This window comes from Candidatus Merdisoma sp. JLR.KK011 (genome assembly GCF_036941125.1).
Lineage (GTDB): Bacteria > Bacillota > Clostridia > Lachnospirales > Lachnospiraceae > Laedolimicola.
On sequence record NZ_JAYWSZ010000006.1, the window covers coordinates 40,152 to 56,654 of the forward strand.

At 45.6% G+C, this 16,503-nt stretch carries 12 protein-coding genes; all 12 read left to right on the forward strand.

The annotated features are described in order from the left end of the window. The first annotated feature begins 24 nt into the window (after nucleotides 1–24). The 12 genes from VV089_RS23710 to VV089_RS23765 all read left to right on the forward strand — a co-directional run bounded on the left by VV089_RS23710 (nucleotide 25) and on the right by VV089_RS23765 (nucleotide 16,482). A complete protein-coding gene (locus VV089_RS23710; protein ID WP_334337655.1) occupies nucleotides 25–1,155 on the forward strand; it encodes a hypothetical protein in 1,131 nt (376 codons plus the stop codon). Nucleotides 1,156–1,181: 26 nt separating this feature from the next. Continuing rightward, on the forward strand, nucleotides 1,182–2,795 hold the full coding sequence (gene asp1 / locus VV089_RS23715; protein ID WP_334337656.1) for an accessory Sec system protein Asp1: 1,614 nt from the start codon (nucleotides 1,182–1,184) through the stop codon (nucleotides 2,793–2,795). Between the two features lie 16 nt (nucleotides 2,796–2,811). Then, nucleotides 2,812–4,290, forward strand: coding sequence for an accessory Sec system protein Asp2 (gene asp2, locus VV089_RS23720; RefSeq protein ID WP_334337657.1), 1,479 nt, complete (start codon nucleotides 2,812–2,814; stop codon nucleotides 4,288–4,290). 5 nt (nucleotides 4,291–4,295) lie between these two features. Further along, nucleotides 4,296–4,739: an accessory Sec system protein Asp3 gene (gene asp3, locus VV089_RS23725; protein WP_334337658.1), complete on the forward strand. Its 444-nt coding sequence runs from the start codon at nucleotides 4,296–4,298 to the stop codon at nucleotides 4,737–4,739. Next, nucleotides 4,729–7,053 carry an accessory Sec system translocase SecA2 gene (secA2, locus tag VV089_RS23730; protein ID WP_334337659.1) on the forward strand — a complete coding sequence of 775 codons (2,325 nt, stop codon included), beginning with the start codon at nucleotides 4,729–4,731 and terminating at the stop codon, nucleotides 7,051–7,053. The genes asp3 and secA2 overlap by 11 nt, the downstream gene beginning before the upstream one ends. 61 nt (nucleotides 7,054–7,114) lie before the next feature. After that, the gene (gtfA, locus tag VV089_RS23735) at nucleotides 7,115–8,605 is read left to right on the forward strand and encodes an accessory Sec system glycosyltransferase GtfA (RefSeq protein ID WP_334337660.1); all 1,491 of its coding nucleotides are present in this window, start codon (nucleotides 7,115–7,117) and stop codon (nucleotides 8,603–8,605) included. Beyond that, entirely contained in the window at nucleotides 8,584–9,936 is a 1,353-nt protein-coding gene (gene gtfB / locus VV089_RS23740; protein ID WP_334337661.1) for an accessory Sec system glycosylation chaperone GtfB, read from the forward strand. The genes gtfA and gtfB overlap by 22 nt, the downstream gene beginning before the upstream one ends. Before the next feature lie 24 nt (nucleotides 9,937–9,960). After that, nucleotides 9,961–10,134 (forward strand): hypothetical protein, encoded by a 174-nt coding sequence (locus tag VV089_RS23745; protein WP_172541905.1) that lies wholly within the window; start codon nucleotides 9,961–9,963, stop codon nucleotides 10,132–10,134. 74 nt (nucleotides 10,135–10,208) lie between these two features. Then, complete coding sequence (locus VV089_RS23750) at nucleotides 10,209–12,359, forward strand: glycosyltransferase (RefSeq protein ID WP_334337662.1); 2,151 nt, start codon at nucleotides 10,209–10,211, stop codon at nucleotides 12,357–12,359. A 37-nt stretch (nucleotides 12,360–12,396) separates the two neighbouring features. Further along, nucleotides 12,397–14,550 carry a glycosyltransferase gene (locus VV089_RS23755; RefSeq protein ID WP_334337663.1) on the forward strand — a complete coding sequence of 718 codons (2,154 nt, stop codon included), beginning with the start codon at nucleotides 12,397–12,399 and terminating at the stop codon, nucleotides 14,548–14,550. Between the two features lie 31 nt (nucleotides 14,551–14,581). Then, nucleotides 14,582–15,511 carry a glycosyltransferase family 8 protein gene (locus tag VV089_RS23760; protein ID WP_334337664.1) on the forward strand — a complete coding sequence of 310 codons (930 nt, stop codon included), beginning with the start codon at nucleotides 14,582–14,584 and terminating at the stop codon, nucleotides 15,509–15,511. Between the two features lie 38 nt (nucleotides 15,512–15,549). Further along, nucleotides 15,550–16,482 (forward strand): glycosyltransferase family 8 protein, encoded by a 933-nt coding sequence (locus tag VV089_RS23765; protein ID WP_334337665.1) that lies wholly within the window; start codon nucleotides 15,550–15,552, stop codon nucleotides 16,480–16,482. The last annotated feature ends 21 nt before the right edge of the window (nucleotides 16,483–16,503 follow it).

The following is a 16,503-nucleotide window of genomic DNA, read 5'->3' on the forward strand; positions in this document are numbered from 1 at the left end:
ACGTTGATGATTCTTGCAGTTTATATGGCTGGAAGAAACCTTCTGTTGTACGGCGTAGATTCGGCTGCTTATCAGCTGGAGGAACTAAACTCCCAGAATATAGTGAATTCTATGATCAGCGGAGATAGGTATCAGTATACCTTATTTGCGCTGGGTATTATGCCTTACATTACTGCGAACTTAATCATGTGGGTTTTTACGGCACTCCAGGGGGACGAAGCCAAGGCGCGCTCTTCGCCGTACAGAACCCAACGGATAACGTTTGCAATCATGCTGCTTCTGGCAGTTTGTTTTGCTATATCAAGAACGGAAGGATTGATATTTAAGGAGTCAGGCCTTCCGCTCGATGTATTGAGAACAATTGCTGCTGTGGAAATGATAGCTGGCGCTGTGATTGTATATCATATGGCGACGTCGAATAAAAAACATGGAATAGGTGCACAGATGCCCATTATTCTGGTAAATATTCTGGACAACTTGATTTCCACTGTTAGGAAATATACTTGGGAAGAATTTTCCAGACCGTTGGTTCTTTGCTCGGTTATGGCCGTGGTAATCCTGATTATGGAGATTCGGATTATCCGCATTCCGGTTCAGCGGGTGTCGATCCACAACGAATTTGCAGATAAGAGCTTTATTGCTTTTAAACCTAACCCGATTGGCGTGATGCCGGTCATGTTTGCTGCCGCCTTTTTTATGCTGCCGCAGTTGTTTATCAGACTTCTTTTGCGGATGGATGAGAATAACAGGACGCTGCAGAACATCAGCGGCAGGCTGAACCTGAACGATGGTGTGGGTGTTGCTGTTTATCTGGGGATTATCGTCATACTGAACATTCTGTTTTCGTTTATTATGCTCATGCCGGGCGAGATGGCAAAACAGCTGCAGAAAGGCGGCGACAGCATTGTAGGAATATATGCCGGAAAGAAGACAAAACGGTATCTACGGATGAAGCTCTTGAAATTATGCATTTTCAGCAGTTGTATCCTTTGTCTGATGATGGGAATATCGCTGCGGTTGTCATTGATGGGGGTGATATCATCGGATTTGGCGTTATTCCCGGCCACAGGGTCGATATTAGCCGGAATTGGATGTCCATTGTACCGGGAAGTGAAATCCTATCGGAAGTTTGACTCGTATACGTTTTTTATCTGACTGTTTGAAAGGATGAAAAATAGCTCATGTTGTATTTTATACCGGCCTGGTATTTAAAAAATGAATGGAAGGAAAATGAGCAGCTCTGGCATATACGTCGTACGCAGACGGAGACAGATGATACTGTCAAACAGGTTCAGCTGTTCCAGAGAAATCATATCTGCGGGTATGAGATTCTGCTGCTGTCCCATGCGCCGAACTTCCGGCATTTTCTGCATCGGCAAAGCGTGTTCCGGGCGCCTTATTGGTCTGTGTTTGATGCGATTCAGGAGGTGCGCAGGAGGAAGCAGGCGATGTTCTCCTTCCATAATCTGAACTGGCCAAGAGACACGGAGTTTGTCTATACGCCTTTTTCTGTTATCGCCATGTTGTTGGGAGAAATGTATGCGAATATTGAGTTTGGAGAGTATGGAAATCCCATACAGGTGGATTTATATCGAAACGGGCAGATCACCCGGAAAAATATATATGATGACAGGGGGTTTATATCCTGTACGGAAGTATATGAGAATGGGAAGAAAGCATATGAACAGTATCTGACGGAGAAGGGAGTCTGGAAACTGTGCCGTTTTACAGACGGACATGTAGCTGTGAACCCACATAGCAGCCGGTATTTAATCCGAACACTTAGGAGGGAGGAGGAGATTCCTTTTCTAAAGAATACTTACACATCTATGGAGGAGGTTATCGAAGAGGTTTTGGCATCATGGCTTCGGACAACCCGGCAGGAAGATATTTTCTGTGCGGCGGCACATGGACAGCACCTGCCCCTGCTGGATAGGCTGCTGGAAAATCGGAGAACTATTTTTTCCGTGTTTCAAAACAGACTCTCCTTGAAAGATGAGAAGTCCGTGCAGGCACTTTCACGGGGAGATTGTATTGTGACGGATTCGGAGGATAATCTGGAACTTCTGTTAAGGACTGGCGGCGCTGAAAAAAATACGAAAGTTAATATACCGCCCTATGATACAAGAGTAGATCCGGGTATCAGCCTGCAGCTGCCGGTGCAAAAAATTTTGTTTCCGGTGGATCATCTGGCACCGGAGGATCTGGCAGAAGCGGTAAAATATTTGGCGGCTTACTTGGAAGAGAATAAGGATGCCAGGGTGTGCCTGTTTACCAGAAATGCGGATTTTGGGCGCGAGGATGCGATCTTAAAGCAGGTCAGCGAGAGCCTGGAGAAAAACGGCTATCCGCCAGAATGGGCCAGAAAGGCTGACCGGAGTAAGGCTGAGTTTTGGCTGGATGCGGAAGACCAGATTCCTATTATGTTCATGGTAGAGCAGTGTGTCGATGAATTGTCGGTGAGTAAATGTGTGCGTCAGCAGCGGATTTTTGTAGATCTGGAGGAGCCGCCTGATCTATTTCTGCAGATTTCCTGTGTGGGGATGGGCATTCCGCAGATTCTGCGCAGTGTCACCCAATATATGCGTCCCGGCAGGAATGGACGCATATGCCGGGATATTTCCCAACTGGGAGAGAACTTGAGATATTATTTGGAAAATTTGAACAATTGGAATACAGCGATGATTCAATCTTTTGAGCTGGGAAAGACCCATACGACGCAATATTTGATTGAGCAATGGAAAGAGGTAATTGACAGGATTGGACACAGTAAAAGTATTACAGCTGGGAAATAGAGATTTTAGCACAATTATGCATGTATCAGCATGTGCAAAGTGGTGCTATGAGCCTGATTTTTCGAAACTGCCCAAAAAGGATTTTGATGTTGTTATCCTGGACCGGGAAATTGTTAAGGAAGAATTTGATTATCTGATTCGGTTTTCCAAGGCATACTGCGTATTTCTGACAGAGAACGCAGTTCCCAGAAAGGGCAGTGTGACAGGACAGCTCTTTAAGAGGAAGATGGGTAAGAAGATTTCTTTTGAAGAATTGAGGAATCTTTTAGAGAATGACCTGCCGGATTATTTTCCGGGGTCTTATGGAGAAAAATATGCGCCCCAGTTCCTGTCCGTAGCACAGGGATTCAAGGGTTCTGTCTCCTGGAGAGGTTATGAGAACGTTGATCTTACCGGCGATTACGGCGATGAACTGGCCCAGATCGTTTTCTGGCGGAACAATATTCCCATTCATGAAAACCAGGCGATTGAATTTTGGTTAGAATATGCCAAAGAGGATACCGTTGCCATATCGCTGGAAATATCATTATTGTATTTTACATATAACACGAAGCCGGATTCGCAGAAAGTCTGGTCATTTTCTGAAGATGATTTGAAGGATATTGTATATGTTGAAAATCATCTGGATAAGAGAGGTTTTTTGTTTGTTTCTTTAAAAGCAAAAGGGCATGGACGTCTGACAATTACAGGACTGCATGACCGCTATTCCAGAAGGGGTAAGGGAGCTTTCCTGCCCGGAGGGAAAAGAGCGGTCACCGCAAAACGGGAGGAGATATTTTATTATTTCGACCCCGGCAATTTAAAGCCGCCCCTGAATGTCTACTTTTCCGGTTACAAGACGAAGGAAGGGTTTGAGGGATATTATATGATGCGGAATCTTGGGCACCCATTCCTACTGATCGCGGAGTGCAGGCTGGAAGGCGGAGCATTTTATCTCGGATCAAAAGCGTTTGAAAATACGATTGAACGTATTATCCGAAAATATATGGAAGCGCTTTCGTTTAAACACAGTCAGGTGATTCTGTCCGGCTTGTCCATGGGGACATTCGGCGCGCTGTATTATGGCTGCAGGATCCGGCCGAATACCATATTGCTGGGTAAACCTTTGATTAATATGGGAATAGTAGCTGAGAATGAACGGCTCAAATGTCCGGAGGGTTCTCATTCCTGGCTGGATGTTCTTCGCAAAGCGTGCGGGAGTTTGAAACCGGAGGCCGCCAGGCGGCTGGATGACAGATTTTGGGAGCGGTTTGACCGTACGGACTGGAGTAAGACCAGATTTGCGGCAGCATATATGATAGAGGATGATCTTGACGGAAACGCATATGAAAATCTTAAGGATCATTTAAGTGCGGGAAATACATGGATATATGGGAAGGGACTTCATGGCAGGCACAATGATGATACATATGGTATTGTGAGCTGGTTTCAAAACCAGTATCGGGAAATCATACGGAAGGATTTTGATGAAAAAGAAACCGGAAGAGGCGGGTGAAAGCCATGACGGGGGAAGCATGGAAAGTTTACTGGAATGAATATGCCAAAGATACCTATCTGTACGGGTCGGAGGTGTACTTTTATGCAAAGGACGATGTTGAATTCCGAAACGAACTGATACAGCCGGGGGCAGTTGTCAAGAGATGGTTTTCCAAGGTGAATTATCAGGAGACACGGATCGAGCCGACGCTCCCTATGATAGACGGAGAGGGAAGCTACCATATCAGTCTGGACGCAGCAGCGGAGCCGGAAGATGGGCTGCTTTTGAAGATTATCTTCTATGACCGCTATGACATGGAGGCGGGAAGCCAGATTGTCAGGGACAGAGAGGCAGACTTTCGGTGCCCCATGAAGACGTTCAGCTATGAGGTGCAGCTAATCAATGCCGGAGCGGTGCAGTTTCATTTTCATTCAATTATGATAACGGAAGTAACAGATGGCGAATAGAAAACTTTATCGTATCCTGAAAAAAATAAAGCAGGAGCAGCCTGCCGTGAGAGCCTTAAGCGATGAAGAGCTGAGCGGAAAGACCGGGGAGTTCCGAATGCGTATTGCACAAGGGGCGTCTGCGGACAGCCTCCTTCCTGAAGCATTTGCCGTAGTGTGTGAGGCGGATCGGAGAATCTTGGGGATGGAGCCATATGATTGCCAGATTCTGGGGGGCGTTGCGCTGCATTACGGTTACCTGGCGGAGATGAATACCGGGGAGGGCAAAACCTTGACTGCTACGCTCCCTCTTTATCTTAATGCTTTGACCGGGAAAAGTACAATATTGGTCACAGCCAATGACTATCTGGCAGAGCGCGATGCAAAAGAGATGGGTCCGGTGTATGAATTTCTGGGTATAACGGTGCGTTCCGGGGTCAGGCAGGAGGAGGAGGGGAAAACTCATAATGCCTGGAAACGCCAGATCTATAATGCGGACATCGTCTATACCACGCATTCGACGTTAGGATTTGATTATCTTATGAATAATCTGGTATCCAGCGCCGAGGATCGCTTTATGAGGGAATTTTATTATGTAATCATCGATGAGGCGGATATGGTGCTTATGGATGCGGCCACAATGCCCCTTGTGATCTCCGGTGCACCCCGCGTGCAGTCCAATCTGTATGAGATTGCGGATTTTTTTGTTACTACGCTGCAGGAAGACCGGGATTACATAAAAGAAGAGAACAGCGTGTGGCTGACGGATGAAGGGGTGGCCTATGCAGAGCGGTATTTTCGCATCAATGGTTTCTATGAGGCGGAAAATTTTGAACTGAACCGGCATGTGACACTTGCTCTGAAGGCGCATTTTACTATGGAGAGAAATAAGGACTATGTTGTCACCGAAAAGGGGGAGATATCCCTTCTGGATAACAGCACGGGGCGGGTCCTTCCCGGGATGAAGCTCAGGGGAGGTATCCATCAGGCGCTGGAGACAAAGGAGAAGGTGCAGGTCACACAGGAGAACAGATCGGTTGCCTCCATAACCTATCAGAATCTCTTCCTGCTGTTTCCCCGGATGTCCGGTATGAGCGGCACAATCGCTGATGCGAAAAGAGAATTGCGCAAAATATATAAAAAGAAAGTCGCCGTTATTCCGCCGCATAAACCATTGCAGAGAGTGGATCAGAAAGACCTTTTTTTTAAGACCGCGGAGCAGCAGTATGAGGAAGCTGTCAGGGAAGTTCTGGAGCGTCACGAAACCGGACAGCCGGTGCTGGTTATGACATCGACTATCGCCGATACGCAGCTGGTGTCTCATGCGCTGATTGAGAAACAGGTGCCCCACAGTGTGTTGAACGCTAACAATGCCTATTGGGAGGCCCAGATTATTAAGGAAGCAGGGCAAAAAGGAATCGTCACGGTATCCACCGGCATGGCGGGAAGAGGAACGGACATCCGTCTGGGGGACGGGGTAGCTGAACTGGGCGGTCTTGCCGTCATCGGGATCGGGCGCATGGGGAATATCCGGGTGGAGCGCCAGGCTAGGGGGCGCGCCGGCCGTCAGGGAGATCCGGGGTGCAGTCAGTTCTTTGTTTCTCTTGAGGATGATGCGGTTTCCGCAGTCGGGGAGAAGGTACTGGAAAGATATGTGGATAAGGATCGCCGGATCTCGAAAGGGCATTTAAGGAGGCTGATTAATGGGACACAGAAAGTCCAGGAGGAGCGGAGCGCTGCCGGCAGACAGAGCACGGTGGATTACGACAAAGTCTTAAAGCGTCAGCGGACGATGATGTATGACGTCAGGAACAGACTGCTGGATGGGGGAAGCTTGGAGCAGCAATTGATACTGCAGCTGGCCTGGGAAGGTGTAGAGAGATTCCTGAAAGAACATCCGCATCCTGCTGCCGGGGAGATTAACAGGTATATGCTGGATAATCTTTCCTATCGGTTGGATAACCGATTTTTGAATGCCAGGCATATGAAGAAGAAAATGCTGAAAAAGAAGATACGGTTTTATGTGGAGACAGTGTGGAAAAGAAAAACGGAATTGTTTTCATCGGAGGAGGAACTCAGGGAATATATCCGCCTGTGTTCTCTGCGGGCTATCGATAATGCCTGGGTGGAGCAGGTAGACTATCTTCAGCAGCTGCAGTATGTGGTCAGCGGTCTTGCCGCCGCACAGAGGAATCCTGTGTTCGAGTATCACAGAGAAGCTTATGATTCTTTTATCCGCATGGAGAATGTAATTAAAAAGGATATCGTGCGGAACGTTTTTCTGGGACAGAAGTCTTATGGCAAGGCGGGGGAAATGCAGGTTTTATTTCCATAATACCGGCTGCGATGATTTGAAATTCTGCGGAGCAAAATTTCGGAGAAAATAGGAGACAGATATGGTTTATAATTTTAATCTTGGGATTGGCTGGGCTTCCAGTGGTGTGGAATATGCCCAGAGTTATCGGGCATCCATACTCAGGAAGATTGGAGCCGATGCAAAATTTGTATTTACGGATTTGATCGTAACGGAGAATATCGAACATTTGACAAAGAATATCGGTTTTGCGGACTCGGAGATCCTTTGGCTGTATACCTTTTTTACAGATTATAAGACAGCACCGGTCTCTTATACGTTAGATGACCTGAAAAAGACGTTTCCCACACAAAAATATACCTATAGAAGAGATGGAAAGACCGGAAGAGTGATCTTTCCGGGAAATAATAACTATTATGCCGTTTATTTCGTGGATGAAAAGTCAGAGCGGGTCCACAGAGTGGAGATTGTCTCAGGCGGGTATTTGATCCGCAAGGACTTTTTCACTTACGGCAGAGTTTTCACGGAGTATTATGCGCCGTTGGACAATAAGGCACATATGTATCTGCGCCGGTTTTTCAATGAAGACGGCACGGTGGCCTATGAAGAAATTAACGACGATGGAAAGGTGATGTACCAGTTTCCGGACAGGCTTCTGTGCTCGAAAGAGGAGTTTGTGGGATACATGGTATTGCGTCTGGGGCTGACAAAGAAGGATACCGTGCTTATCGACCGCACCACGGGTATCGGGCAGGCAATCTTGCAAAATGCCGGCAAGGCACGGGTGGGGATCGTCGTCCACGCAGATCATTTCAGTGAGGGAAACACGGACAATCATAATATTCTGTGGAATAACTTCTATGAGTATTCTTTTACAATGCATAGACATGTGGATTTCTATGTGACTTCCACAGATGCGCAGAGTAAGCTCCTGCGGGAGCAGTTCTTAAAATACATGGGAGTGGAGCCGGATGTTTACACGATTCCGGTGGGCAGTCTGGACGAGTTAAAATATCCTACGGTGAACCGGAATCCATATTCTATCCTGACGGCTTCCAGACTGGCGTCGGAGAAACATATCGACTGGATCATCGAGGCCGTTGTGAAGGCGCGGGAAAAGGTTCCTCAGCTTACATTGGATATCTACGGTAAGGGCGGGGAAGAGCAAAAGCTTCGGGAATTGATAAAAAAGCTGGGAGCGGCAGACTATATTGTCCTGCGCGGACAACAGAATCTGAAGGAAGTGTATCAGGATTATGAGTTGTATCTGTCCGGTTCCATGAGCGAGGGATTCGGCCTGACCCTGATGGAAGCTATCGGAGGCGGACTTCCGATCATCGGTTTTGATGTGCGGTACGGGAATCCTACGTTCATTGACGATGGAAAGAACGGATATCTGATTCCGGTGGATGAGGATACGCCGCAGAAGGAGAAGATTGAAGCAGTGGCAGAGCGCCTGGTGCGATTGTTCACGGAGGATGATTTGGAGAGTTTCCACGAACATTCTTATGAGAAAGCAAAGAAATTTTTGACAAAGGAGGTGGAGCTTAAATGGAAAAATATAGTGGGATGATAGATACGGTACTGCTGCTGGATAACTATGGGGAAGAAAGCCAGATGCTCCACCAGTCATTTCAAAGGGCGGGTTTTACGGGACCGGTGATTGTGATTGGGGATGACGGATTTCTTCCGGATGACGTGATCTCGGTATATCAGTACTTCTGCGGTGACTTTAAGGAAAGCGGAAAAGGACCTGGCAGAGCGCGGTATTTTAATCAGATTAATGTTCCGGACTACTGGGAAATCAGCGGAAACAATAGCGAGGGAAAAGTGTATGACCTGCATCGGGAGAGGGGACGGATTTTCTATGCGGAGCCGAAGCACAAAAGGCTGGTGCGGGTGGTGGACTGGCTGGATGAGAAGGGAACGGTCCGATCCAGCGACCATTACAACAGATATGGTTTTCTGTATGCAAGGACCTTTTTCAGCAAGGATGGAAAGCGTTTCTGCAAGGCGTATTTTGATGCGGAGGGCAGAGAGACGCTTTTGGAGAATTTTGCGACCCACGATATGATTCTGAACAGGGAGGGCAGAGTTTATATATTTAAAGGCATCGTAGATCTTATTTTGAAGGTTTTGGAAGAGATTGGAGCCGTGGGAAGCAGAATCTTCTATAATTCTTTGTCTACGCCGCTTTTCTTATCGGAGCGGATGCCGGGCGGCAGACGGGAGGATATCCTGTTCTGGCAGGAGGGAACGAGAGAAGACATCCCCGGCAATATGCGGATGATTCTGGAGGGAAACTCAAAGCGCACGAAAACTATCTATGTACAGAAAAAGGGCAGCTATGAAAAGCTGGTCGAGTTCGGCGCTTCAAAGGAAATACTGAAACCGCTGGGGTTTGCCTACGCGTACAGCCGGCAGAATACGTTCAAAAACGAGGCATTGATCTGCACAAATTCCGACAGGATCGAAAAATGTGAGGAACTGATCAGAGCGCTTCCGCAGATGCGCTTCCATATTGCAGCCATCACGGAGATGTCTTCCAAGCTGATGAGCCTGTCACAGTATGAGAATGTGCTGCTGTACCCGGGCGTCAAGGCAAAAAAGGCCGCGGCACTTTTTGACAGCTGCGATTATTATCTGGATATCAATCATGAAGGTGAGATTTTATCGGCGGTGAAGCAGGCATTTTTACATAATCAGCTGATTCTTGGCTTTCGGCGGACGTTACATAACAGAGCATTTATTGCCCCGGAGCATGTGTTTGACGGGCATGAAGCAATGATTGATTTCTTAAATCGGGTGATGGGGCATGAGGAAGCGGTTAACAGGCAGATTGATCTGCAGCAGAAAGCAGCTATGTCGGAAGAAACGGCTGTCTATACGGATCTTTTGAAATAGAAAACATTTAATAAGGAGGAAAAAATGATGTTAGGAACAGGGGGAAACGCAGCTACGGTTGTAATTATTTTGGAGTTCATACTTGCGATTTACAGTGTGGCTCTTGTGATGAGTACAAAGAAAAAATGGCTGAAGATCGTACATATTGTACTTACTGTTTTTTGGATAGTTTTGGCGTTGTTGAATATTTTCTTATAACGCGGGTAGGGCTGTTTTATTATGTGAGACAGCCCTATAGTTAGATTATGAATCAATTTATGCGGGAGCGTGCCATGAATGTGTATATTACAAAACTAAACGGGATGTCCTTTACGAGCACGGAGCAGTATGCTCAGCATATGGCGGCAGATATTGCACATTCGTTAGGAATCAGGGAAATGGGTATCTATCGCTATTATGCGGAGGCAGAGAGCACAGAAAACCGTACAAGGCGGTTTGACGGGATTATTGCGGGAATCAATGTGGGAGATATTGTGATCTGCCAGTTCCCCACATGGAACGGTCTGTCATTTGAACGGGCGCTGGTGAGACATATCAAGGCCTATCATGGGCGTATTATCATCTTTATCCATGACGTTGAAGCTCTGATGTCGGACACACACCACAAGGATTTGCAGGACACAGTGGAATTGTATAATGAGGCGGAAGTATTGATCGTCCCGTCTCTCGGAATGCGGATGTTTTTGACAGAGCATGGTATTCGAACCGGAATGAAGTTTGTCATCCAGGAGATGTGGGACTATACGGCGCTGCCAGGAACTTTGGGGTCTGGGACATGGAACAGAGAAATCCATTTTGCGGGAAATCCCGACGGTATTCATTTTCCAAACGCATGGGAGTGGGAAGTTCCCCTGAAAGTGTATTCTGATTCAGAATGTCATGGAACTCATGTGCGGAAAATGGGATGGCTGGCGCCGGAGCGCCTTTTGATGGAATTAGCAAAGGGCGGTTTCGGGTTGGTGTGGTATGGAAATGAGGAATGGCGCCGGTATTTGTCGGTGAATAACAGTTTGAAACTTGGCGTGTATTTTGCCGCCGGAATACCGGTAATCGTACCTAGGGGAATTTCAAGCCGGAGCATCATTGAGGAAAATCATCTCGGCATCGCGGCGGACACGCTGGAGGAGGCGGCGGAAGCCATAAAAAAGATGACAGAGACGGACTATCAGGTATATTCGGCAGCAGCGGCGCAGTTTGCCCCTCTGGTAAGGGAAGGATTTTTTACGAAGAAGTGCCTGTTAGACGCCATTCACATGTCCGTGCGGAATGATATGTATACTTATTCCGAGTCGAATGAGACTTACAGAATGTCCGAGTGTACATTTGCATATGTCTGCCTCAAGGAATCTTATAAAAATAATCTGGCGTTGTCATGGGCTTTTCAGGGTGAGGCGGAAGGATTTCTGATCTATGATGCGGATTCCGGGAAAGCAGCGGGAGAGATTTCCAATGTGCTGGAACATTATTTCCTTTTGGAAGATTATCCGAAAACAGCCCGGTTTATTGTGAAGGCTTATGTCAGGACACTAAAAGGAAAAATGATATTGGCGGAGTCCGGGGCGGCAGCCGTATCCGAAATGCTTCCGATAAAACCCGTTGTCAGTTTGATCATGCCGGCATATAATGCGGAGGAGTATATTGCCAGAAGCATTGATACTGCGCTGGCGCAGTCGTTTCCGGACATGGAGCTTATCATTGTGAATGACGGCAGCACGGATGAAACGCAGGCGGTGCTTGACTGGTATCGGGAGCGGTATCCGCAGGTGAAAACTTTTTATAAGGAAAACGGAGGGCAAGCCGCTGCCAGGAATATGGGAATCGAAAAGGCGGAGGGAAATTATATCGCATTTATGGACAATGACGATACGCTCAGGCCGGATATGATAGAGAGATTATACGCCACAATTGTGAAAAATGACTGTGATATCGCCATGACGTCGGTATACATGCTGACAGGAGAGCGATATGAGGATATGACAAGTTATCCCATGATTGAGGATACGGCTGTTTCCATAGAAGTGTTTTTTGAGTACTATATGAGAAATCTTTCGCCGGTGCTTTGGAATAAATTGTATCGCGCTTCCCTTGTAAAGGAACATCCTTGTGCTGTCCGGGTTACGTTCGAGGATGATGCATGGACTCCTTATGTTTTATCATATGCCGATCGTGTGTGTTACATCAACGCACACCTGTATGAATATGACAGAAGCAGAGGCAGCACGGCAATCCACGCTTCGTGGAACAGGCCGGTAGAAGAAAAGTTTCTTGATCACAGGGAATTGGTTTTATTTTTCCTTGAGAATGGAAATCAGGAGAGAAAAGACTTGCTGAAAAAGCTTGCTTTGGTTTATGTGTCGGCGTTTCCGTATTCTGCTTCCTATGTTGGATATAGTGAATTGAGAAAAGAGATAGAGCAAATGTGAATGTGGTACGCAGAAATCGCAGAATATGGAGGCGGAGATGAATTTATACATTACTCGGTTAAATGGAATAGAAAACCAGCCAAAATTCTTGCAGTGTATGACTGCGGAAATAGCACATTGGCTTGGTTTTAGGGAAATGGGCATCTATTATTACAATGCAAATGCGGAAAGCGATGGAAATCGGTCGGTTCGGTATGACGGTATGATAGCGGGCATATCGGCAGGAGATGTCGTGGTTTTCCAATTCCATACATGGAATGGGCTGAAGTTTGAACGCGGCCTGGTAGATCGTGTCAAAGCGTATCACGGACGTGCTGTTATTTTCATTCATACCGTAGAGGCGCTGATGATTAGAAGCAGCGGTTTTATGCTGGGAGAAACGGTGGAACTCTTTAATCAGGCAGAGGTATTGATTGTGCCTTCCTATGCCATGAAACGGTTCCTGGTGGATTCGGGTATCCGGCCTGATATGAAGTTTGTCGTTCAGGAGATGTGGGATTATACGACGGGCATAAACTTTACGGGAGAGCCTGTATTCCGGAAGGAAATTCATTGTGCCGGAGGTTTTGCCCCGAATATGGTACAGAACTGGAATAGTGATGTGGCGCTGAAACTATACAATTCTTCTATGGATGTTCCGAACCGGAATGTCACTAACATGGGTACGTTAAAGGCAGAGGAACTGGTGATTGCTTTATCCAAGGGCGGATTCGGCTTGGAATGGTATCATGATGAACAGGCGTACAAGTATATGAAATACGGCAATTCGTTATCCCTGAGCAGATATCTCGCAGCCGGAATACCGGTGATTGTTCCTGCAGGGATTTCCTGCCGGAAATTGATAGAAGATAACCATCTTGGGCTTGTGGTGAATACTCCGGATGAGGCTGTGAGAGCCATTGAGGCTATGAGTGAACCGGAATATCGGAAGTATGTTCAGCATGTGGGACAATTCGCCGTTGCTTTGCGAAATGGGTATTATACGAAAAAATGTCTGATCGATTCCGTCCAGGCGCTTTTCAGGGAGGATCTGGGAAAGACCTTTTTACAGGAAAGTGATATTTATGATCTGGATGATTATAAGTTCGTATCGGCGGTATTAAAGAAATCTTACGGCGGAAAGCTTGTCTTGTCGTGGAACCTGGAAGGGGAAGCAGACGGCTTTTTCCTATATGATGCATCCGGAAGGATGATTGAGGAGACGGAAAACAGCCGTCAGCATTATTTTCTTGTAGGAGGCCGGGAGGAGACAGAGGGCTTTCAAGTCAAAGCTTATATCAATACACCGAAAGGCAAAATGATCGTGGCAAAGTCCGCACTTGTCCAGCTGGGTGCAGGAGAGTATGAAAAACCCCTGGTCAGCATAGTGATTCCGGCATACAATGCACAAGACGGTATTGCCAGGAGCATCGACACAGTATTGGCTCAGTCTTTTCCTGATGTGGAAATTATCGTTGTTGACGATGGAAGTACGGATAATACGCCGAATATTGTTGACTGGTATGCCTCAAACTATCAGAATGTCACGGCAATCCATCAGGAAAATGCGGGAGTTCAGGCGGCAAGAAACATGGGAATAGCACATGCAAGAGGTGAATTTACCGGTTTTATAGACAGTGATGATATGATTCGGCTTGATGTGGTGGAAAAGATGTATCATTCCGTGAAAAAGAATCATTGCGATATCGCAGTTATGTCCGCATATAAGATAGACAATAGGGGGTATGAGGAATTCATGCGGTATCCGCTCAAAGAAGATGCGGCCATGCCGGTGGAAAATTTTCTTCGGATGTATGCTTCCGAAGCGTATGCACTGCCGGCGCTCTGGAATAAATTGTACCGCACTTCCCTTGTGAAAGAGTATCCGCTGCCTCCGATTGTGTATGAAGATGAAGCTTGGACGCCTTACGTGTTGTCTTATGCAGAGACAGTCTGCTATCTGAATATTCATGGCTATGAATACGACAGAAGTACGTGCAGCGGTTCGCTTGTAGATAAATGGGCGGGGAAATCAAGAGATGAAGTGCTTGAGGACCATAAACGGTCGATTATGTTTTATCTGGAGCATGGAAATCCGAAAAGAAAGGAATTGCTGAAAAAACTGGCGGATAATGAGCTGGCCTATTTTGGAAGGGTAATGTCTTATCCTAAATATGAGGAAGTGCGAAAGCAGATAGCAGAGCTGGTATGAATGGAATCCTACGGAAAGAAAAGGGGAAAATATGAATATTCTGATTGCTGCAAATACAAAATTTATGGGACCGACTTCTGTAATGGTGTATTCCCTCTGCCGCAGTCATAGGGATATGGAGGTAGATATATATCTTGCTTATCATGATTTGAGGGGACAAGATATAGAAAGGCTGCAAAAGATAATCACTTGCTTTGAAAAGAAGAGGTTACATCCGCTGGATGTGGGAAAGGAGTTTTCTTTAAGGGTATCGGACTCAGAGAGATTCTCACATGAAATATATTATCGTATTTTAGTATTAAACATATTGCCGCAGAATATGGATCGTATTTTATATTTAGACGCAGATATGTTAGTGAAGAAGGACTTGACGGAGGTTTATGAGACTCCTATGCATGAGGCTTGTCCTTTTGTTGTCTGTGAGGATCATCTGGGTTATTCAAGAAGCGGCAATGAATTTCCGCCGGATCGGGTTGCAATACCTCGTAATTATAAATATTTTAATACGGGATTCATGTTGATGAATTTGAACTATTTAAAAAAAAGGAACAGCGTTGGCTATATTCTGGATGCATTTTACAGAGAACAAGGCCGATATCCTTATCCGGATCAAGATATCTTAAATCAGATGTATTATGATAAAGTTCAATATGTGCCATGGTCTTTATATAATTTGCCGTCGGAATGGTACAAGATAGACACGGAAGCATTATCAAAGGGAAAAATCCTTTTTGCCACTTATCCGGATATGAATAATCCGTCTATTAATCAGGAAGAGTGCTATCTAAATGTAACGAGGCAGATGCGGGATAATGCCCATATTATACATTTTTTGGCATTTTTAAAACCTTGGCTTTATCGAGATAAACCGATGTACTCGGATCTTGAAATATATGCGGAGCTTTGGTTTGAATATGAACGGGAAATGTATGAAAATGTAGAAGGATTGGAACGGCTGTAATAGTAAAGCTATTATTTTGCTCAAAGGAGGAAATAAGTTTGAATATTTTGATTGCTGCAAATACAAAATTTATAGGTCCGACATCTGTAATGGTTTATTCTCTTTGCCGCAGTCATAAGAGCGCAGAAGTGGACATATATCTTGCATATCATGATTTGGAAGAGCAAGACATAGAAAGGCTGCAAAATATAATTTCTTATTTTGAAAAGAAAAGATTGCATCCTGTCGATGTGGGGAATGAGTTTGCATCAAAAATAACGGTCAAGAGACATTTTTCATACGAAACATACTATCGCATTCTGGTAGTAGATTTGTTACCGAAGGATATGGAACGGATTTTATATTTAGATGCCGACATGCTGATAAAAAAAGATCTGACTGAAGTTTATAGCACGCCTATGAGTGAAACATGTCCTTTTGTTGTTTGTGATGATATTGAGGGGCATGCAAGGGGAAGCTATGAATCCACGTTGGATAGAGTCGCAATTCCTTATAATTACAAATATTTTAATGCAGGATTTATGTTAATGAATTTAAGTTACTTGAGGCGGAGAGATAGTGTTGGCTATATTTTGGATGCATTTTACAGAGAGCAAAATCGATATCCGTTTCCAGATCAGGATGTGTTAAATCATATGTATTATGATAAAGTTCAATTTGTGCCGTGGTCTTTATATAATTTACCGGCAGAGTGGTGGAAAGTAGATACGGAGGCGCTCTCTAAGGGAGTCATACGATTTGCCAGCTATCCGGATATGAATAATCCTTCCATTAACCAAACAGAACGTTTTGCTGATGCGACGCTGCAGATGCGGGATCATGCCCATATTATTCACTATTTGGGAATCTTAAAGCCGTGGCTTTATCGAGATAAGCCGATGTATGCAGATGTAGCTTTATATGCAGGACTTTGGTTTGAGTGTGAAAAAGAAATGTATGAAAATATTGACGGATTAGAGCGTTTGCAATAGAAGTGGGTAGAGGAAAAAAGA

What these genes read in the sequence shown, in the direction of transcription:
- asp3 (WP_334337658.1), top strand. Translation starts at nt 4,296, where the DNA reads ATGACGGGGGAAGCATGGAAAGTTTACTGGAATGAATATGCCAAAGAT.
- secA2 (WP_334337659.1), top strand. Translation starts at nt 4,729, where the DNA reads ATGGCGAATAGAAAACTTTATCGTATCCTGAAAAAAATAAAGCAGGAG.
- asp2 (WP_334337657.1), top strand. Translation starts at nt 2,812, where the DNA reads ATGCATGTATCAGCATGTGCAAAGTGGTGCTATGAGCCTGATTTTTCG.
- VV089_RS23710 (WP_334337655.1), top strand. Translation starts at nt 25, where the DNA reads ATGGCTGGAAGAAACCTTCTGTTGTACGGCGTAGATTCGGCTGCTTAT.
- asp1 (WP_334337656.1), top strand. Translation starts at nt 1,182, where the DNA reads ATGTTGTATTTTATACCGGCCTGGTATTTAAAAAATGAATGGAAGGAA.
- VV089_RS23750 (WP_334337662.1), top strand. Translation starts at nt 10,209, where the DNA reads ATGAATGTGTATATTACAAAACTAAACGGGATGTCCTTTACGAGCACG.
- VV089_RS23755 (WP_334337663.1), top strand. Translation starts at nt 12,397, where the DNA reads ATGAATTTATACATTACTCGGTTAAATGGAATAGAAAACCAGCCAAAA.
- VV089_RS23745 (WP_172541905.1), top strand. Translation starts at nt 9,961, where the DNA reads ATGATGTTAGGAACAGGGGGAAACGCAGCTACGGTTGTAATTATTTTG.
- gtfB (WP_334337661.1), top strand. Translation starts at nt 8,584, where the DNA reads ATGGAAAAATATAGTGGGATGATAGATACGGTACTGCTGCTGGATAAC.
- gtfA (WP_334337660.1), top strand. Translation starts at nt 7,115, where the DNA reads ATGGTTTATAATTTTAATCTTGGGATTGGCTGGGCTTCCAGTGGTGTG.
- VV089_RS23760 (WP_334337664.1), top strand. Translation starts at nt 14,582, where the DNA reads ATGAATATTCTGATTGCTGCAAATACAAAATTTATGGGACCGACTTCT.